Raw genomic sequence first — 18041 nt, forward strand, 5'->3', positions numbered from 1 at the left:
AAACAAAAGCCCGCGCGGATTTCTCCGCGCGGGCTGATGGATGTGTCAGGCCGCGAGACGCGGCCCGAAGATCACTTCTTCTCGGTGCTGGCCTTCTTGAGGGCCGCGCCGAGGATGTCGCCAAGCGAGGCGCCGGAGTCGGACGAGCCGAACTGAGCGATCGCTTCCTTCTCTTCGGCCATTTCCAGCGCCTTGATCGACACCTGGATCTTGCGAGCCTTCTTGTCGAACAGGATGACGCGGGCATCGACCTTCTCGCCAGCCGCGAAGCGCTCGGGGCGCTGCTCGGAGCGCTCGCGTGCGATTTCGGCGCGCTTGATGAAGGTGGTCATGTCGGTGCCGGTGATCTTGACGTCGAGACCGGCTTCCTTGACCTCGATCACCTCACAGGTGACGACCTGGCCCTTCTTGAACTCGCCGGCATCCACGAAGGGATCGCCGCCAAGCTGCTTCAGGCCGAGCGAGATGCGCTCCTTCTCGACGTCCACATCGAGAACGACAGCCTGAAGCATATCGCCCTTCTTGTATTCTTCGATGACCTGCTCGCCCGGACGGTTCCAGTCGAGATCGGAGAGATGGATCATGCCGTCGATGTCGCCTTCGAGACCCAGGAAGAGACCGAACTCGGTCTTGTTCTTGACCTCGCCCTCGACCACCGAACCCGACGGGTGGGTCTCGGCGAAGACCTCCCACGGATTGCGCAGGGTCTGCTTGAGACCGAGCGAGATGCGGCGCTTGACCTGATCGACCTCGAGGATCGCGACGTCGACTTCCTGCGAGGTCGAGACGATCTTGCCGGGGTGGACGTTCTTCTTGGTCCACGACATCTCGGAGACGTGGATGAGGCCTTCGATGCCCGGCTCCACTTCGACGAACGCGCCGTAGTCCGTGATGTTGGTGACGCGGCCCTTGAGGCGCGCACCGACCGGATAACGGGCGGCGATGCCATCCMACGGATCGGCCAGCAGCTGCTTGATGCCAAGCGAGATGCGGTGCGTCTCCTGGTTGATCTTGATGATCTTGACCTTGACCGTCTGACCGATGGTTACGACCTCGGACGGATGGTTGACGCGGCGCCAGGCCATGTCGGTCACGTGCAGCAGGCCGTCGATGCCGCCGAGGTCAACGAACGCACCGTATTCGGTGATGTTCTTGACGACGCCGTCGATGACCTGACCCTCTTCGAGGCTGGCGACCAGCTCGGAACGGGCCTCGGCGCGGGTCTCTTCGAGAACCGTGCGGCGCGAAACGACGATGTTGCCGCGACGACGATCCATCTTGAGGATCTCGAACGGCTGCGGCTGGCCCATCAGCGGGCCGACGTCGCGGATCGGACGGATGTCGACCTGCGAACGCGGCAGGAAGGCGACGGCGCCGTCGAGGTCAACGGTGTAGCCACCCTTGACCGTGTTGAAGATCATGCCGGTGACCTTCTCGCGAGCCTCATAGGCCTTCTCGAGCTTGACCCAGCTTTCTTCGCGGCGAGCCTTGTCGCGCGAGATCACGGCTTCGCCGAGGGCGTTCTCGACCCGGTCGAGATAGACCTCGACCTCGTCGCCGACCTTGATGTCCTGGTCGCGGCCGGGGCCGGTGAATTCCTTGAGGGCGACGCGGCCTTCAGTCTTCAGGCCGACATCGATGATCGCCATATCTTTCTCGATGGCGACGACGATGCCCTTGATAACGGAACCTTCAAGCGCGTCGTTACGGGCGAAGGATTCCTCGAGCAGGGCGGCGAAGTCCTCGCGACCCGCGTGATAGCTTTCTACGGCTGACATGCATTCTCCTGACGCCGGTCGCGTATCCCGCGATAGCCGGCAAGCGCCGTTTGGGTTGGTGCTGCGGTCCGGACCGTCTCCGACGGCGCCTCATGGAGGCTGCCTCGCAGGGAGGCTGGCGGCGCTGAGCCGTCGAACATGATCCGTATCCGACGAGCTCGCTTCCAACACCAAACGGGAGCCAGCCTCAAAGGCCGCCCCCGGCTGTGATCGATCACGGCCCTTCGGACGAGGCGGATGTAGTCGATCAAGCGACGCACGGCAAGAGTTTTGCCCGTCAGCTGCTCGCAATCAGGTCGAAGCGCATGGCGCAGCGGCGCGCGATGGGAAGCCCGTGTATCTCTTCGCGCTCCAGGACCGCGCGGAGCCTTCCCTCGATCGCGCCGTCCTCGAGCGTCACGAAGCCGAGCCGGACATAGAAGCGTTCATTCCAGGCAAGAGCCCGGAAGGTGGTGAGTGTGAGGGCCCGCAGCCCACTTGCCCTGGCATGGCCGATGGCTGCGCCAACCAGGTGAGTGCCGATGCCCCTGCCCTGGCGGTCTGCACGGACCGCCAGCTCCCAGACATGCAATTCGGTGTCGATCCGCTCGGCACTGAGGAAKCCGACGACCTCGCCTGTCACGTCAAGAGCAACCCAACTCGTGCCAGCGACGATGCTGACGAGATGGGGCTCGGCCGACATCACGGCATCGTCCGCGATCCAGGCCAGGTCTGGTACGGTTCGGAAAATCTGGCCGGCGGAACGCTCGACCTCCGGAAGGCGGCCGGCGTCCTGCGGCACGGCGAGGCGGATCGTGATTTCGGCCATGTCACATCCAGTCATTCATCGCTCCGCAGCACTCGGCAATCGCGTTGGACATACTCCGATGACCGATGGGGGTTCCAGTCCACGCGGCGACGGGATAGGGCGAACCGGCGGTGAGGACACCGCGGGAGTTGGGGCAGTGAATCATGACGACCGGCGAACGGCCAGGCCGACGCACTATACCGGCGGATGCCTTTGCGGCTCGATCCGCTTCGAGGCCAAGGGCCCGGCCGAGAAGCCGCACACCTGCTCCTGCACCCTATGCCAGCGCCATACCGGAGCACTGACAGTCGCCTGGGTCGAGTTCGCCAGGGACGCAATCGCCTGGACCGGCCCCGGCGGGGCACCGTCGCTCTTCCGTTCGTCGGACTATTCGAGCCGGGCCTTCTGCCCGGCCTGTGGAAGCAGCATCGGCGCAGTCGATGACGATCCCGTCATGGCGCTGCTCCTCGGCTGTTTCGACAAGCCGCTCTCGGCGGAGCTGATGCCGACCTCCCACAGCTATCGCGACGGGCGGCCCGGATGGTGGCATGTGGAGGAAACAAAACGGGACGTCGGCGCTCCCTAGGTCCTTACAACTCGGCGCCCGGCCCCGCTTCCCCAGAGTTGCTCTTCATGCCACCTTGCGCGCCGCGCTGTCCGGCGCTGAGGAGAAATTCATGGGCTGGATCGTTCTCGGGCTCCTTGCGGCCGCTGCCATCTATCTTGTCATGACCTATAACGGGCTCGTTGCGATGCGGCAGCGGGTCAACCAGGCCTTCGCCGATATCGACGTCCAGCTGAAGCAGCGCCACGATCTGATCCCGAACCTTGTCGAGACCGTAAAGGGTTACGCCTCGCATGAGCGCGAGACCTTCGACGCGGTCGTCAAGGCACGCAACGCGGCCCTGTCGGCCCAAGGCCCGCAAGCGCAGGCAGCCGCGGAACAGCAGCTATCCGGCGCGCTGGGCCGCCTGCTCGCTCTTTCCGAGGCCTATCCCGACCTCAAGGCAAGCGCCAATTTCCAGCAGCTCCAGAGCGAACTCAGCAATGTCGAGGACAAGCTCGCGGCGGCGCGGCGCTTCTTCAATAACGCCGTCGGCGAGTTCAACGCTGCGATCCAGGCTTTTCCGGCCGTGTTCTTCGCGCCGCAGATGGGTTTCACCCCGCGGGAGTTCTTCGATGTCGGCGAGCAAGCACGCGCGCAGCTCGATGTCGCCCCCACTGTGAAGTTCTGACCGGCTCGAGAGCGGCAACGGAGCGGCGCCATGCCGGGTCAGGCCTTCGGGCTCTATACCCATATGCGCAACAACCGGATCCGGTCGGGTTTCCTGATCGCCGGGCTGTTCCTGCTGGTCTATCTGACAAGCTACGGCCTGATCCTGATTGCCTATGGCTATGGTGGGGTCGCGCGCGGACAGAGCGTCTATTCAGAGACGATCCACCTGTTCTGGTCCTGGTTTCCGTTCATCACGCTCGCGGCCACGGCCTGGGTCTTCATCGGCTTCAAGATCAATGTCGGGCTGATCGGCGCGGTCACCGGCGCCAAAGGCGTGACGCGGGAACAGAACCCCAAGCTCTACCGGATGCTGGAGAACCTCTGCATCTCGCGGGGGCTCACCGTGCCCAAGCTCTCGATCGTTGAAAGCGAAGCCCTCAATGCCTTCGCCAGCGGCGTCAACGACAAGCAGTTCACCGTCACGGTCACGACCGGCCTGATCCAGACCCTCACGGATGATGAGATCGAGGCCGTTCTTGCGCATGAGCTGACCCATATCCGCAATGGCGACGTCCGGATGATGATCATCGCCGTGGTGATCGCAGGCGTGATTTCGCTCATCGGCGAGATCATCTTCCGCAGCGTGGGGCGCGTGCGGGTCTCGTCCAACGATGACAAGAAGGGCAACGGCGTCGCCATCCTGCTCGGCGTCGCAATCATCGCAATCTCCTGGCTGCTCGCCGTGGTGATCCGCCTGTCTCTGTCGCGTTCGCGCGAGTATCTGGCCGATGCCGGGGCGGTCGAACTGACCAAGAATCCGGACGCGATGATCTCCGCGCTGCTCAAGATCGCCGGGCGCGCCGATATCGACGGAGTGCCGTCGGGCGTCATGGACATGTGCTTCGAGAACGATCCCGACGATTTCGCCGACCTGTTCTCGACACATCCCTCGATCACCAAACGCGTGCAGGCACTCGTCGAGACGGCAGGCGGCCGGATGCCGGCGATGCCGCCGCATCCGCCCAKGATGTCAGAGCGTCAKGATCTGCCGACCATGGTCGGGACGGCGCGCGGTCCGTGGGGCGCCAGGCCGCAGGACTGACCCGCGGCAGCCTCGTGCTCAAGGCATCGGTCCGACAAGTGGATTGCAGTCCTTTGGAAAGCCGGTGCACACACAGAAGGTTGGTTCACCGGACCGGATACAGGATCCGGCCCCATGATCTAACACCCATCCCGGGCCCAGCGGAGGGCCTCCCCCAGCCGATCATCTCCCCAGAACAATTCGCCATCGCCAGTGACGAAGGCCGGAGCGCCGAAGATCCCGAGCGATTTCGCGAGTTCGGTCTCGGCCTTCAGCCTGCCCTTGACCTCCTCGCTTCGCGAGGCCGAGAACGCGGAGCCGGGATCCGCGCCAGCCTCCTTCAGCGCCGCGACCAGTACGGCTTCCTCGGCAATGTTTCGTCCCTCGCAGAACGCAGCCCTGAACAGCGCCTTCGAGAAGGCGGGCATCCAGCCCGCCTCGCGCCCTGCGAGCGCGACGCGCGCCGCGACGAGGGAATTCTGCGGAAACGGGTTGGGCCGGACAAGCTTGATGCCGGCACGGGCGGTCTGGCGCTCGAGATCGCGCCACATATAGCGGCCCTTGTTCGGGAACAGGTTGAAAGGTGACGTCGTCCAGCCCTGGCCGGCAAAGATCGGTCCAAGCAGGAAGGGCCGCCAACGCAGCGCCACTCCCGCTTCGTCTGCCACGGCTTCAGCCCGCAAGGCACTCAGAAAGGAATAGGGTGACGCGAACTCGTACCAGAAGTCGAGGACGGGACGATTCGGCATTCAGCCTCCAGGTCGGTCATCGGTTTGAGTCGCGCTCGGGAAGCTTCGACCTGTCGCGGCGCGACTGCAAGCACGCAGGACGCGTGTTGCACAATCGGCATCGTTGATACCGACCCATCACGGGATGACGTTTGATCGATCAGAAGGTTCCGATTGCGTCGTCCCGAGGGCTGCGATAGTGCGCCATTGAGCCGAAAACAGGGCCATCCACAGTCGAAGCGTCCCCGGCATGGAAACATGCCGTCAGAGCAGGAAGATCATCGATGTCCGACAAGCGCGTGAAGAAGGTCGTGCTCGCMTATTCCGGCGGCCTTGACACCTCGATCATCCTGAAATGGCTGCAAACCACCTATGAATGCGAGGTGGTGACCTTCACCGCCGATCTCGGCCAGGGCGAGGAGCTGGAGCCCGCTCGCCAGAAGGCGCTGCTGCTCGGCATCAAGCCCGAGAACATCCATATCGAGGACCTGCGCGAGGAATTCGTCCGCGACTACGTCTTCCCGATGTTCCGGGCCAATGCCGCCTATGAAGGCGTCTACCTGCTCGGCACCTCGATCGCTCGCCCGCTGATCGGCAAGAAGCTGATCGAGATCGCCGAGAGGGTCGGCGCGGACGCCATCTCTCATGGCGCAACCGGCAAGGGCAACGACCAGGTCCGCTTCGAACTCACCGCCTATGCGCTGAAGCCCGATGTCGTGGTGATCGCGCCCTGGCGCGAATGGGACCTGCGTTCGCGCGAGCAGCTCATCGCCTTCGCCGAACAGCACCAGATCCCGATCGCCAAGGACAAGCGCGGCGAAGCGCCCTTCTCGGTCGACGCCAACCTGCTGCACGCCTCCTCGGAAGGAAAGGTGCTGGAGGACCCGGCGCAGGAAGTGCCGGATTACGTCTACTCGCGCACGATCTCGCCCGAGGATGCGCCGGACAAGCCGACCTATATCACCATCGACTTCGCCAAGGGTGATGCGGTCGCCATCGACGGCGTCTCGCTTTCACCCGCCACGCTCCTGGCGAAATTGAACGATCTCGGCCGCGACAACGGCATCGGCCGCCTCGATCTCGTCGAGAACCGCTTCGTCGGCATGAAGTCGCGCGGCATGTATGAGACGCCCGGCGGCACGATCCTGCACGCGGCGCACCGGGCGATCGAGTCGATCACGCTCGACCGGGGCGCGGCCCATCTCAAGGACGAGATCATGCCGAAATATGCGGAGCTGATCTATAATGGCTTCTGGTTCTCGCCTGAGCGCGAGATGCTGCAGGCGCTGATCGACAAGAGCCAGGAATTCGTCGCCGGCCAGGTTCGCCTGAAGCTGTACAAGGGCGGCGTCCACGTTGTCGGCCGCTCCAGCCCCTATTCGCTCTACGACCAGGATCTGGTGACCTTCGAGGAGGGCGCAGTCGCCTATGATCACCGCGACGCGGCGGGCTTCATCCGCCTGAACGCGCTGCGCCTGCGGACACTCGGCCAGCGCAAGAAGAAGCTCGGTCTCTGATCGGGCTTGTCCCTCACGCGCTGCGGCGTTCACCGCTGCAGCGCGGACCGGACCGCGCGATGAAAGAGAACGGCTCGGTCGCGCGCGAAACCGATCAGGCTGGCTGAGCCCGATCAGAGCGAGGCGCCGATAGTCTTGATCAGTCAGCGGCCGGGCCGAGCGTCCCGGCCCTGATCAACGAGGCTTGCAACAGCGTCAGGTGCGCCAGCGCAAACGCTCGGGTGCCAGCGTGTTCTGAAATGCCACGCCCGTGCGCCGGGCCGCGGCATAGTCACGCTTCAGCCGGAAATACCATTGCGCCAGCCGGTCGGCCTGACCCATCAGCAGCATTGTCGGCTTGCGCTCGAGACCCTGCTGGGCAAGTTCCAGGATATCCTGGTCCTGACGCAGAAAGGCCCGGGCGGCCCAGCGGATCGGCAGGGCCAGCGGCACCAGTTGCGGCAGGTCGGAGAGCAGCACATTCGTCAGCAGCGTCCGCTTCGCATCGATCGGCGTCGCGAAGGTCGCGTTCACGATGGTACGGTTGCCCACGGTGATCCGCTCGATCCGTTGTCCCGGCAACAGGAAATCCACTTCGGTCTGCGGCCGGCCGAGCAACCGATAGCCCCTGGAGTTCGCCGCTGCCCTATGGGCCGTCATCCGGAAGCCAAATGGCAGAGGGGCGAAGTCCTTGGTCTTCTCCCGCGCCGTCGCGGTTGGCCGCCACCACCAGGAATTATGGACGTAGCCGACATGGCCAGGATCGATCAGGCTGAGCACGCATAGATCGTAGGAGGCCTCGACCAGCACGGAAACGGACACGCGGCACCGCGGTACGCGCTGCAGCATCAGCTCGGGAACCGGCGGGGCCTCGGCCGGCTGCGAGCCCAGATAGACCCAGATGATGCCGTCCGCCTCTCGCACCGGAAAGCCCTGGACCCTGACCTGTCCGGGATCCGTCGCATCATCATGAACCAGGGTCGGCATTGCCAGGCACTGTCCGTCCGTGCCGAAGCGCCAGCCATGGAAGGGACATGTGAGAGCCACCCCGTCGAATTGTCCTTGCGATAGCGGCGCGCCCCGATGCGGGCAACGATCACGCAAAGCGAAGACTTCACCGCTGCGCCTGCGACCGATCACGATCTGTTCGCCAAGGATCGTCACGCTCTCGCGGGCGCCGGGAGCAAGTCGTCCCTTGCTCTTGGCGCAGTACCAGGCTTCGCGTGGCGGCTCGCGAAACTCGCTGGCCGCCGGCACCGCCTGCGCCACAGCATCGATCGGCGGGATCACTGAAACTGTCATTCGGGACCTTGGGTATCCTATGCCGCGCCGAAGGCTGGCGGCTCAGGCTCAAGGTCGACCTGGGGATTGCCGGTGCATTGCAGGCTGGTCTCGAAACGCACTGTCGCGCTCGGGGTGCCGGTTCGGATGCTCCCAAGGGCACTCGCGCCGGCGCAGCTAGAGCATCGGCCCAAAAAGTGGATTGCGGTTTTCGGGAAAAGCCGATGCAAGCACAGGTGACCTAGGCCGCGCAGATGAAGTGGCCGAGCTTCGTCACGGCTTGTCGACGATCCAGGTATGGGGCCGATCGCTGCCCTGCGCGAGCTCCTCGTGCCAATCACCCCGGGCATCCTGATAGACGATGCCGTCGGTGACGCCTGGTCGCTTCTGGCGGGCAGCGGCCTTGTTGGCCGCCTTGAGCGCGGCGTCATGCGACCGGAAGGTCTCGGATAGCGCACCGCCGACCTTGTAGGCCCAGCCGCCATCGTGCTCGACGATCTCGTACTTCACCATGACCATGGCCGTCCTCCGAGGATCACAAGCGGAACCGCCGGACGCCCCTCGGGTTCCACCGCCTCGAAGATAGTCCGAGCCGGCCCGATGATGAAGACCCAAATCGGCTTCGGCTACTCGCCGTTACCGCTATCAGCCGCGCGCAAACCTTCGAGCACCGGCATCGAGGTGACGTGATAGCCGGCATCGACATGATGAACGTCGCMGGTCACGCCGCCCGACAGATCMGAGAGGTAGTACAACGCCGAGCCACCGATCTCCTCGAGCGTCACCGACTTGCGCAAGGGCGAATTGGCCCGCTGCCATGAATACATGGCGCGCGCATCCGAAATGCCGGCGCCGGCAAGCGTGCGCACCGGCCCGGGCGAGAGTGCGTTGACGCGGATGCCGCGCGGACCGAAATCGGCGGCGAGATAGCGCATGCTCGCCTCGAGCGCCGCCTTGGCCACACCCATCACATTGTAGTTCGGCATCACCCGCGTCGATCCGCCATAGGTCAGCGTGATCATGCTGCCGCCTCTGGGCATGCGCTCGGCGGCGCGCTTGGCGGCTTCCGTGAAGGAGAAGCAGGAGATCACCATGGTGCGCGAGAAATTCTCGCGGCTGGTGTCGGCATAGAGGCCCTTGAGCTCGTTCTTGTCGGAGAAGCCGATGGCGTGAACGATGAAATCGAGCGTGTTGCGCTCGGGATCCCCACCCCAGGCCTCGTCGATCGCAGCGAAGGCGCCATCGACGCTTGCGATATCCTCGACATCGCAAGGCAGGACCAGCTTCGATCCGATGCTCTCCGCCAGCGGCTTCACGCGCTTGCCGAGCGCTTCGCCCTGATAGGTGAAGGCCATCTCGGCGCCATGGGCGTGGAGGGTCCGCGCAATGCCCCAGGCGATGGAATTCTGGTTGGCGACGCCCATGACGAGGCCGCGCTTGTTATGCATCAAGGKGAGCATGGGATGACTCTATTCGGGTCTTGGAAGGGTACTTAAGCAACAGGAAGTAAGACTGGATCAGGCGGGTAGGCTTGGCTCTTGCTACAGATGCTTGGCGATGGCTGCGGCCGTCGCCTTGGATGATGCCAGCGGCACGATCTCGAAGTGCGCGAGATCGCTCCATTCCAGCACCCATTCCTGCAGCACCGCGACATCGTCGCATTCCATCACCTGGAAGCAACGCGCCAGGTCTGCCTGGATCCAGCTGTCCACATAGCGCAGGCCATCGGGCATCATGCGGCCACGCTCGTGGAAGCGACGATAGATGTCCTTCACCCGCGCCTGGTCGAAATGCTCGATGACCATGAACAGCATGGAGGCTCAGACCTCCAGCCGCTTCATCACGATGGTCGCATTCGTTCCGCCGAAGCCGAAGGAATTCGAGAGCACGCAACCAAGGCCGGCATTGTCGATGCGCTTGCGCACGATCGGCATGTCGGCAAAGGCGGGATCGAGCTCCTCGATATGGGCGCTTTCGCAAATGAAATCGTTGTTGAGCATCAGGAGCGAATAGATCGCCTCCTGAACGCCGGTCGCACCCAGCGAATGGCCGGTCAGCGACTTTGTCGCCGAGATCGGCGGGCTCTTCTCGCCGGCGCCGAAGACCTCGCGGATCGCCTCGATCTCCTTGGCATCGCCGACCGGGGTCGAGGTGCCGTGAGGGTTGATGTAGTCGACCTTGGCCTTCACGCCCTGCAGAGCCATCCTCATGCAGCGCACCGCGCCCTCACCGGAGGGGGCCACCATGTMGTAACCGTCCGACGTCGCGCCATAGCCGACGATCTCGCCATAGATGCGTGCGCCGCGCGCCTTGGCGTGTTCCAGTTCCTCAAGCACCACCACGCCGGCCCCGCCGGCGATGACGAAGCCGTCGCGCCTGACGTCATAGGCGCGCGACGCCCGTGACGGCGTCTCGTTGAAATTGGTCGACATGGCGCCCATAGCGTCGAACAGGACGGAGAGCGTCCAGTCCAGTTCCTCGCAGCCACCAGCGAAGATCACATCCTGCTTGCCCCACTGGATCAGCTCATAGGCATTGCCGATGCAGTGGTTCGACGTCGCGCAGGCCGAGGAGATCGAGTAGTTCACGCCCTTGATCTTGAACCAGGTCGCAAGCGTAGCCGACGCGGTCGAGGACATGCCCTTGGGCACCGCAAACGGGCCGACCTTCTTCGACGATCCGCTTTCGCGGGCCTTGTCATAGGCGTCGATCAGGGCGCGGGTCGAGGGACCGCCCGAGCCCATGACGATGCCGGTCCGCTCATGGCTGATCTCGCCGGCCTCGAGGCCGGCATCCGCAATCGCCTGCTCCATGGCAACATGGTTCCAGGCGGAACCGCCGCCATGGAAGCGCATGGCGCGACGGTCGACCACGCTGGCGGCGTCGAGTGTCGGAGCGCCGCCGACGCGGCTGCGGAAACCATGTTCCGCAAATTCTGGCATGAAGGCGATGCCGGATTTGGCCTCGTGCAGCGAGGACAGCACTTCCTGCGTATTGTTGCCGATGGACGAGACAATGCCCATCCCTGTGACCACAACGCGTCTCATGCTCGTTTCTCCGGCTTTCTCGTCACGGACCGGACCTCGCGGAGGTCCGGTCTATCTTCTCAATCACGCGCAGATGGACCGCTCAGACGGCGAGCGCAAGGCCGGTGCGCGGTTTTACTCAGGCGCCTTCAGGCTTGAACAAGCCAACGCGCATATCTGAGACCGTATAGATTCGCTTGCCATCCGCCTCCAGCCAGCCGTCGGCGATGCCGAGCACAAGCTTGGACTTGAAGACCCGCTTGAATTCGACGCCGTAGACGACCTGCTTGACGCTGGGCAGGACCTGGTCCGCGAATTTCACCTCGCCGACGCCAAGTGCCCTGCCCCGGCCCGGCAGCCCGAGCCAGCCGAGGAAGAAGCCGGTGAGCTGCCAGAGCGCATCGAGCCCGAGGCAGCCCGGCATCACCGGATCGCCCTTGAAATGGCAATCGAAGAACCAAAGATCCGGCCGGACATCGAATTCGGCGCGCACGAAGCCCTTGCCATGAGGACCACCATTCTCGGCGATCTCGGTGATGCGATCGAACATCAGCATCGGCGGCAGCGGCAACTGCGCATTACCAGGTCCGAAAAGTTCCCCGCGACCGCAGCTGAGGATCTCCTCGTAGCTGAATGACGACTGACGCTCCATACTGCCCCGCTCCGTATCGACCGTTTGGCCAAGCCCTATCCGGCATTGGCGATGGTCATGTGCTCTCGGAGCCGTGCGTAACACGGGCCTGCGCCGAAACGAAAGGGCGCAACCCGGGTCTTCCGCCCGAAAGATCGGCGATCACAGGCTGCACAAGCCTTGCCAGGCCGTCATGGCGGCCACCAGAACAAGCAACGCACCGACCGCACGACCAACCAGCATGGTTGCCTGGCGGTTGCCCGCAAGCACGGTGCGGCTGCCTGCCGCAGCGAGTGCGAGCGAGCCGTAGACCGCAAACTGCGTCCCGGCGATGATCAGACTCAGGATCGCGGCCTGCAACCAGATCGCGCCCGCCTCCGGCCTCAGGAACTGCGGGAAGACGGCCAGCATGAAGAGATAGGCTTTCGGATTCAGCAGATTGGTCAAGGCCCCCTGCCGGAACGCTGTCCAGCTATTGCAACGCCGCGTCTCCAGGACCGGCGCGAAGGATGCGCCTCCGCGCAGCAATGCAAGGCCGATCCAGGCGATATAGGCCGAGCCCAGCAGCAGCATGACGTCGAAGGCCATCGGCACGAGCCGAAGCACCGCACTCACGCCCAGGACACCCACCACGACATGGCAGATGCCGGCCGCGATCACTCCCGCCGTCGCATAGAGGCCAGAGCGGCGCCCACCGGCGAGCGCGTTCGCCAGCACGAAAGCCATATCCATGCCCGGCACGATGACGATACCGAAAACCAGACTGAAGAAGAGCCAGAGATGTACGGTCTCGGACATGGCAGCCTCCGAACCATCAGCCGCGATCATGCGTGGAGAGGCACCCGAATCCTGTCAGGAGGCTGGCGGAAGCTTGCGAGGGCGAAAGCAAGGCCTTACATCTCATCTAAACTAGGCGCCGCATCATCGCGGCACGCCGATCACTGCAAACCAGAAGGACCGAGCCTGCGCATGAGCGATCTGATCTCCCAGAACCAGGGCTACGGATCGAGCGATCGGCAGGGCTGTCCGTTCCATGACGTACGCCAGCGGCTGCGCCGCGTCGGGCTTCGTCCGACACGGCAGCGCGTTTCGCTCGGTTGGCTGCTGTTCGCCAAGGGCGACCGGCACGTCAACGCCGAGATGCTCTATGAGGAAGCGATGAAGGCGCGCGTGCCGGTGTCGCTTGCGACCGTCTACAATACGCTGCACCAGTTTACCCAGGCCGGCCTGCTGCGCGAGCTCGCAATCGACGGCGCCAAGACCTTTTTCGACACAGACAATAGCGACCACCATCATTTCGTGGTCGATGGCGAGAATACGGTGATCGATATTCCAGCCTCGGCGGTCGACGTCGCTGCTCTGCCGGAGCCTCCGACAGGTTACGAAATCGCTCGCGTCGATGTCGTCGTGCGTTTGCGCAAGATCGCCGGCTGACGCAACGCGTCCAGCCTTCACTCACAGGATGCCTATGCTGCGAGCCCTCTGCGCGGGCATTGTTGCGTCGCCAGGAGACCATGCGTGACCAATGAGCCGAGCAAGGCCCTGATCTCCCGCCGCAGTCTGACCGGCCTCGTGGCCCTGGCGCTGGTCACTCCCGCCGGAAGCGCGATCGCCTCGCCGATGACATTGCGTGGAACGGTGTTCTTCCGCGAGCGCATCGCGCTGCCACGGACGGCGATCGTCGAGGTCCGCCTGCTCGATGTCTCGCTGGCCGACGCGCCCGCCAAGACGATTGCCGAGACACGCCTTCGGGCGCGCCGCAATCCGATCCGTTACACGCTGCGTTTCGACCGCGCGCTGATCGAGCCGCGCTGGACCTATGCCCTGCAGGCGCGCATCACCGACGGCGAGCGCCTGCTGTTCATCAACACGACCCGCCACACCGTCTTCGACGGCGGCCGCAACGACACGACGATCCGGGTCGAACATGTCGCCCGCGACCAGGCTGAAGCGCCGCGACCAGCCACGCCGGTCGGGCGCTGGCTCGCCGAGGATATTCGCAGCGGCGGCGTGATGGACCGGCTGCAATCGGTGCTTGAGCTCGCGGCGGACGGCAAGGTCAGTGGCACGGGCGGCTGCAACCGCATGAGCGGCAGCGCTAAGATCAGCGGGCCCCAGATCGCCTTCGGCCCGCTCGCCTCCACGCGCATGGCCTGCACGCCGGCTGCGATGAATCAGGAAAGCAAGTTCTTCGCAGCGCTGGAAGCCGCTCGCGGCTGGCGCATCGACCAGCGCCAGGACAAGCTCGTCCTGCTGGATGCGGGCGGCTCGCCGATCATGCGTCTCGCCAGGATGTAGCGCGTAAAGGGATCAGTCGACCTTCTCGTTCGGGTAGACCCCCCAGAGACGCTCCTGCTTGATATAGCCGTTCATCTTGGCGACGCCGACGCGGCACCAGGAATTCGCGCAGTTCACCACATTGACGATCACGCCMGGCTGCAGACGGGCGGTCACGGCCGATCCGGCGTCGGCGTTCGCATGGAGCGTGAAGACCTCGTCCTTGACCTTCGACCAGGGGGCGACAAGGGCCGTGCGCCGCCCCGAGAGCAGGCTGTGAAGCACCCAGCCCTCCGAGCCGTCGGCATCGCGCACGCGGCGCCAGGTCTCGAATTCGGCGGTGATCTCGACGGGCAGACCCGCACGCTGGAACACCCAGCTCGTGCGATGCTCCTTGGAGGGGCCTTCGCGCAGATTGACCCGGTCCGACTTCAGACTGACATAGCGCGGGATCGGCAGCCCGGTCACGGAACCGGCCGTCATGTCCTGGGCGAGAACAGCCGAGCCTGAGCCGAGATTTGCAAGCATTGCCGCCGCCAAAACCAGGCTCCGCATCATCAGACCGCTCATCCGCACCATCTCCGCATCATGTTCGTGCTCCGCCATGGTCCGGGTACCCGGCGAAGGGTCATGTTGTCATCCGACGCGCCGCCTTCTAGACACGAACCAGCGCGTGAACACGTCGTTCTCATTCCTGATACGCCTTAGTTAATGGCGGGTTGAGGCGGAACGGCGGCGTTGTCGCAGGGCTGCGGGGAGAGGAGCCGTCAATGACGAAGAAGAAGCCGCTGGTCGTGGTCACACGCAAGCTGCCGGCCGTCGTCGAAACGCGCATGCGCGAGCTGTTCGACGCCCGTCTCAATATCGATGACGCCCCGATGAGCCAGGCTGCGCTGGTCGAGGCGGTCAAGACCGCTGACGTGCTGGTTCCGACCGTGACCGACCGGATCGATGCCGGGATCATCGCCCAGGCTGGCGATCAGTTGCGCCTGATCGCCAATTTCGGCAATGGCGTCGACAATATCGATGTCGCCAGCGCCGTGCAGCGCGGCATCACCGTGACTAACACGCCAGGCGTGTTGACCGACGACACGGCCGACATGACGATCGCCCTCATCCTGGCCGTGGCGCGACGGATTTCGGAGGGCGCCCGCATCATCTCGGACGACGAGTGGGGCGGCTGGTCGCCGACCTGGATGCTGGGCCGGCGCATCACCGGCAAGCGCCTCGGCATTGTCGGCATGGGCCGGATCGGCCAGGCGGTGGCGAAGCGGGCCGCGGCCTTCGGCCTCTCGATCCATTATCACAACCGCCGGCGCGTCGATGCGCGCATCGAGGAGGCACTCGACGCGACCTACTGGGATTCGCTCGACCAGATGCTGGCGCGGATGGATATCGTCTCGATCAACTGCCCGCACACACCGGCGACCTATCACCTGCTCTCGGCCCGCCGTCTGAAGCTGATGAAGCCCGACGCCATCCTTGTGAACACGGCGCGCGGCGAAATCGTCGACGAGACGGCGCTTGCGCGCATGCTGGAAGCGGGAGAACTTTCCGGCGCCGGTCTCGACGTGTTCGAGCACGAGCCCGCCGTGAACCCGCGCCTGCTCAAGCTGGCCCGCAGCCACAAGATCGTCGTGCTGCCCCATATGGGTTCGGCAACGCATGAAGGCCGGGCCGATATGGGTGAGAAGGTCATCGTCAACATCAAGACCTTCATGGATGGTCACAAGCCGCCGGACCGCGTGCTGCCGAGCATGCTGTAGGCGACGGCCCGATCGGGCCAGAACAGCTCCCCAGGATCCGCTTGGTCCACCCAATTGAAGGCAAGGTCAGGCTGCAGCAGCTCGCTCAGCCGGAGGAAGCCGGCATTCCGACAGGCTGGCGAGATCGTCGAGATCGGCCGCGTGCTTGCGTCCCCAGTCGCATAGGGACCGGATGATCGGCTCCAGGCTGTGCCCGAGTGCGGTCACGGAATAATCGACGCGCGGCGGCACTTGCTGAAGGATCTCGCGATGGACGAGCCCATGCTCTTCCATCTCGCGCAATTGCTGGATCAGGACCTTCTGGCTGATCCGCGGCATCTGCTTCTTCAACTCCGTGAGACGCCTCGGCTGATCGAAGAGCTGGTAGAGGATGATCGCCTTCCAGCGTCCCGCAATCACCTTCAGCGCGCGCTCGACCGGCTGTACCGGCAGGCGCTTCATCGGATCGGCCATGGTTACCTTCCGGTCTGTAAGAGACAAATCGGTGTGTAGTCGTTGGACCGCATCATAGCCCAGAACGCCCGGCAGGATCATTCACTGTCGCGAGGCGCCCATGAAGGCCATCCAGATCAGCCGCTTCGGCGGCCCCGATATGCTCATACCCACCGACGTCGCGAAGCCGCTCCCCCGCCCCGGCGAGGTGCTGATCCGCGTCCGCGCAGCCGGGGTCAACTTCTTCGAGACGCTACAGAGGCAGGATCGCTATGGCGCGACGCCCGTTCTGCCCATGATCCCCGGCGTCGAGATCGCCGGCACGATCGAGACTCTCGGCGAAGGGGCCTCCGGCTTTCAGCGCGGCGATCGGGTCGCCGTCCCGCTCTTCGCGGCCGGCATCTTCTCAGGCGGCTACGCTGAATATGTCGCAGCCGATGCGGCTCACGTCGTTGCGCTCCCCCCGGGCCTTCCGTTTGAGACAGCCGCGGCCCTGATGGTGCAGGGCCTGACAGCCCTCCATCTCTTTCGACAGGCACAGCCTGCGGGCAAGACAGTCCTGATCAATGCCGCAGCAGGGGGCGTCGGCAGCCTGCTCGTGCAGATGGCCAAACATGCAGGAGCGAAGCGTGTCATCGCGGCAGCAAGCTCGCAGGACAAGCTCGCCCTCACCCGGGACCTCGGGGCCGATGCGGGCGTCGATTACACGCAACCCAATTGGGGTGTTCAGGTCCAGGCCGCGACCGGCGGCGCGGGGCCCGACATCATCTACGAATCAGCGGGCGGAAAGATTGCAGTGACAAGTCTGGAGCTGCTCGCTCCCTCTGGCTGGATCGTCCTCTTCGGAGCGCTGAACACCCGGGATGCTGGACTGGACATGTCCCAGTTGCAGAAGCTCATCTCCAGCAATCAATTGCTTGCCGGTTTCAGCCTGCTGCCGCTACTGACCGCCGAGAACGTCAAAACCGACCTCGCCATGCTATTCGGCCTGGCCGAGCGTGGCGAGCTCACCGTGCTTTCCGGCGGCAGCTTTCCCCTGGAGCAGGCGGCCGCGGCGCATGAAGCATTGGAAAGCCGGCGTTCGGCCGGCAAGATCGTGCTGGTGCCCTGAGCGAAGCGAGGCCAAGAGCATGCCGCGAAAAGTGGCAACGGTTTTTCGCATAAAGCATGCTCTAAACTATGAGAGTCGATCACGCTGTGGAGCGTCAACAGGTTGTCCTCGTCGCGAGCGAGTCTGCTGATGGGGGTATTGGCCTGGATTCCGCCGTGGGGGCGATGCCAATTGTAATGATGGAGCCAGCGCGGCAGCTCTTCGGCTCTGCGCTCTGAGTGGGGATAGGGTCTGGCATAGGCCCATTCGCGTAGCGCCGTCTGGATGAAGCGTTCGGCCTTGCCGTTGGTCCTGGGCGTGTAGGGCCTGGTCCTGATCTGGCGCAGGCCGAGCTCGCGGCAGGCGTGGCGGAAGGCATGGGCTTTGTAGCAGGGGCCGTTGTCGGTCATGACGCGCGCGACGGAGACGCCGAGGCCTTTGTAATAGGCGAC

At 64.3% G+C, this 18041-nt stretch carries 19 protein-coding genes and 2 pseudogenes; 8 read left to right on the forward strand and 13 right to left on the reverse strand.

Translation table 11 applies throughout. From position 1 onward, the window contains the following. Positions 1 to 71: 71 nt before the first annotated feature. Positions 72 to 1784, reverse strand: a pseudogene (gene rpsA / locus AC1DIO_RS26830) (30S ribosomal protein S1); the annotation flags it as partial. 271 nt (positions 1785 to 2055) lie between these two features. Beyond that, positions 2056 to 2586, reverse strand: a complete 531-nt coding sequence (locus AC1DIO_RS26835; RefSeq protein ID WP_441507293.1) for a GNAT family N-acetyltransferase — start codon at positions 2584 to 2586, stop codon at positions 2056 to 2058. Between the two features lie 136 nt (positions 2587 to 2722). Between AC1DIO_RS26835 and AC1DIO_RS26840 the strand changes: the two genes are divergently transcribed. The 3 genes from AC1DIO_RS26840 (at position 2723) to AC1DIO_RS26850 (ending at position 4883) form a co-directional block, all read left to right on the forward strand. After that, entirely contained in the window at positions 2723 to 3151 is a 429-nt protein-coding gene (locus AC1DIO_RS26840) for a GFA family protein (protein WP_441507294.1), read from the forward strand. 91 nt (positions 3152 to 3242) lie between these two features. Further along, complete coding sequence (locus AC1DIO_RS26845; protein WP_069882216.1) at positions 3243 to 3800, forward strand: LemA family protein; 558 nt, start codon at positions 3243 to 3245, stop codon at positions 3798 to 3800. A 30-nt stretch (positions 3801 to 3830) separates the two neighbouring features. After that, positions 3831 to 4883, forward strand: coding sequence for a M48 family metallopeptidase (locus AC1DIO_RS26850; RefSeq protein WP_476854350.1), 1053 nt, complete (start codon positions 3831 to 3833; stop codon positions 4881 to 4883). Between the two features lie 119 nt (positions 4884 to 5002). Here the strand turns inward: AC1DIO_RS26850 and AC1DIO_RS26855 are convergent, their stop codons facing one another. Then, positions 5003 to 5611: a 2-hydroxychromene-2-carboxylate isomerase gene (locus tag AC1DIO_RS26855; protein WP_441490239.1), complete on the reverse strand. Its 609-nt coding sequence runs from the start codon at positions 5609 to 5611 to the stop codon at positions 5003 to 5005. Positions 5612 to 5874: 263 nt separating this feature from the next. On the opposite strand from AC1DIO_RS26855, the gene AC1DIO_RS26860 reads away from it, so the two are divergent. Further along, positions 5875 to 7107, forward strand: coding sequence for an argininosuccinate synthase (locus AC1DIO_RS26860; RefSeq protein ID WP_069877759.1), 1233 nt, complete (start codon positions 5875 to 5877; stop codon positions 7105 to 7107). Positions 7108 to 7302: 195 nt separating this feature from the next. Here the strand turns inward: AC1DIO_RS26860 and AC1DIO_RS26865 are convergent, their stop codons facing one another. From AC1DIO_RS26865 to AC1DIO_RS26895, 7 genes are all read right to left on the reverse strand, one after another. After that, positions 7303 to 8388, reverse strand: coding sequence for a Rieske 2Fe-2S domain-containing protein (locus AC1DIO_RS26865; RefSeq protein WP_441507296.1), 1086 nt, complete (start codon positions 8386 to 8388; stop codon positions 7303 to 7305). A gap of 252 nt (positions 8389 to 8640) precedes the next feature. Beyond that, complete coding sequence (locus tag AC1DIO_RS26870; RefSeq protein WP_069877761.1) at positions 8641 to 8886, reverse strand: DUF2188 domain-containing protein; 246 nt, start codon at positions 8884 to 8886, stop codon at positions 8641 to 8643. A gap of 107 nt (positions 8887 to 8993) precedes the next feature. Next, complete coding sequence (gene fabI, locus AC1DIO_RS26875; protein ID WP_476854351.1) at positions 8994 to 9827, reverse strand: enoyl-ACP reductase FabI; 834 nt, start codon at positions 9825 to 9827, stop codon at positions 8994 to 8996. Positions 9828 to 9908: 81 nt separating this feature from the next. Then, complete coding sequence (locus AC1DIO_RS26880) at positions 9909 to 10181, reverse strand: DUF3303 domain-containing protein (RefSeq protein WP_476854352.1); 273 nt, start codon at positions 10179 to 10181, stop codon at positions 9909 to 9911. A 6-nt stretch (positions 10182 to 10187) separates the two neighbouring features. After that, the gene (gene fabB, locus AC1DIO_RS26885; protein WP_476854353.1) at positions 10188 to 11414 is read right to left on the reverse strand and encodes a beta-ketoacyl-ACP synthase I; all 1227 of its coding nucleotides are present in this window, start codon (positions 11412 to 11414) and stop codon (positions 10188 to 10190) included. Between the two features lie 118 nt (positions 11415 to 11532). Beyond that, entirely contained in the window at positions 11533 to 12045 is a 513-nt protein-coding gene (gene fabA / locus AC1DIO_RS26890) for a 3-hydroxyacyl-[acyl-carrier-protein] dehydratase FabA (protein WP_043231524.1), read from the reverse strand. A 141-nt stretch (positions 12046 to 12186) separates the two neighbouring features. Continuing rightward, positions 12187 to 12822: a LysE family translocator gene (locus AC1DIO_RS26895; RefSeq protein WP_476854354.1), complete on the reverse strand. Its 636-nt coding sequence runs from the start codon at positions 12820 to 12822 to the stop codon at positions 12187 to 12189. A 171-nt stretch (positions 12823 to 12993) separates the two neighbouring features. Between AC1DIO_RS26895 and irrA the strand changes: the two genes are divergently transcribed. Then, positions 12994 to 13458, forward strand: coding sequence for an iron response transcriptional regulator IrrA (gene irrA / locus AC1DIO_RS26900; RefSeq protein ID WP_069877765.1), 465 nt, complete (start codon positions 12994 to 12996; stop codon positions 13456 to 13458). Positions 13459 to 13542: 84 nt separating this feature from the next. Then, positions 13543 to 14322: an META domain-containing protein gene (locus AC1DIO_RS26905; protein WP_441507298.1), complete on the forward strand. Its 780-nt coding sequence runs from the start codon at positions 13543 to 13545 to the stop codon at positions 14320 to 14322. 12 nt (positions 14323 to 14334) lie between these two features. Here the strand turns inward: AC1DIO_RS26905 and AC1DIO_RS26910 are convergent, their stop codons facing one another. After that, positions 14335 to 14880, reverse strand: a complete 546-nt coding sequence (locus tag AC1DIO_RS26910) for an SH3 domain-containing protein (RefSeq protein ID WP_441479940.1) — start codon at positions 14878 to 14880, stop codon at positions 14335 to 14337. Between the two features lie 191 nt (positions 14881 to 15071). Here AC1DIO_RS26910 and AC1DIO_RS26915 point away from each other — a divergent pair, with 191 nt between their 5' ends. After that, a complete protein-coding gene (locus tag AC1DIO_RS26915; protein WP_113517994.1) occupies positions 15072 to 16067 on the forward strand; it encodes a 2-hydroxyacid dehydrogenase in 996 nt (331 codons plus the stop codon). Positions 16068 to 16133: 66 nt separating this feature from the next. Here AC1DIO_RS26915 and AC1DIO_RS26920 read toward each other — a convergent pair whose 3' ends face one another. Next, positions 16134 to 16520 (reverse strand): winged helix-turn-helix transcriptional regulator, encoded by a 387-nt coding sequence (locus AC1DIO_RS26920; protein WP_441507299.1) that lies wholly within the window; start codon positions 16518 to 16520, stop codon positions 16134 to 16136. A gap of 100 nt (positions 16521 to 16620) precedes the next feature. On the opposite strand from AC1DIO_RS26920, the gene AC1DIO_RS26925 reads away from it, so the two are divergent. After that, positions 16621 to 17610 carry a quinone oxidoreductase family protein gene (locus AC1DIO_RS26925; RefSeq protein WP_441507300.1) on the forward strand — a complete coding sequence of 330 codons (990 nt, stop codon included), beginning with the start codon at positions 16621 to 16623 and terminating at the stop codon, positions 17608 to 17610. 86 nt (positions 17611 to 17696) lie between these two features. On the opposite strand, the pseudogene AC1DIO_RS26930 reads toward AC1DIO_RS26925, so the two are convergent. After that, a pseudogene (locus AC1DIO_RS26930) lies at positions 17697 to 18041 on the reverse strand (integrase core domain-containing protein); the annotation flags it as partial.

The sequence above is a fragment of the Allobosea sp. 05T439 genome, assembly GCF_056396005.1.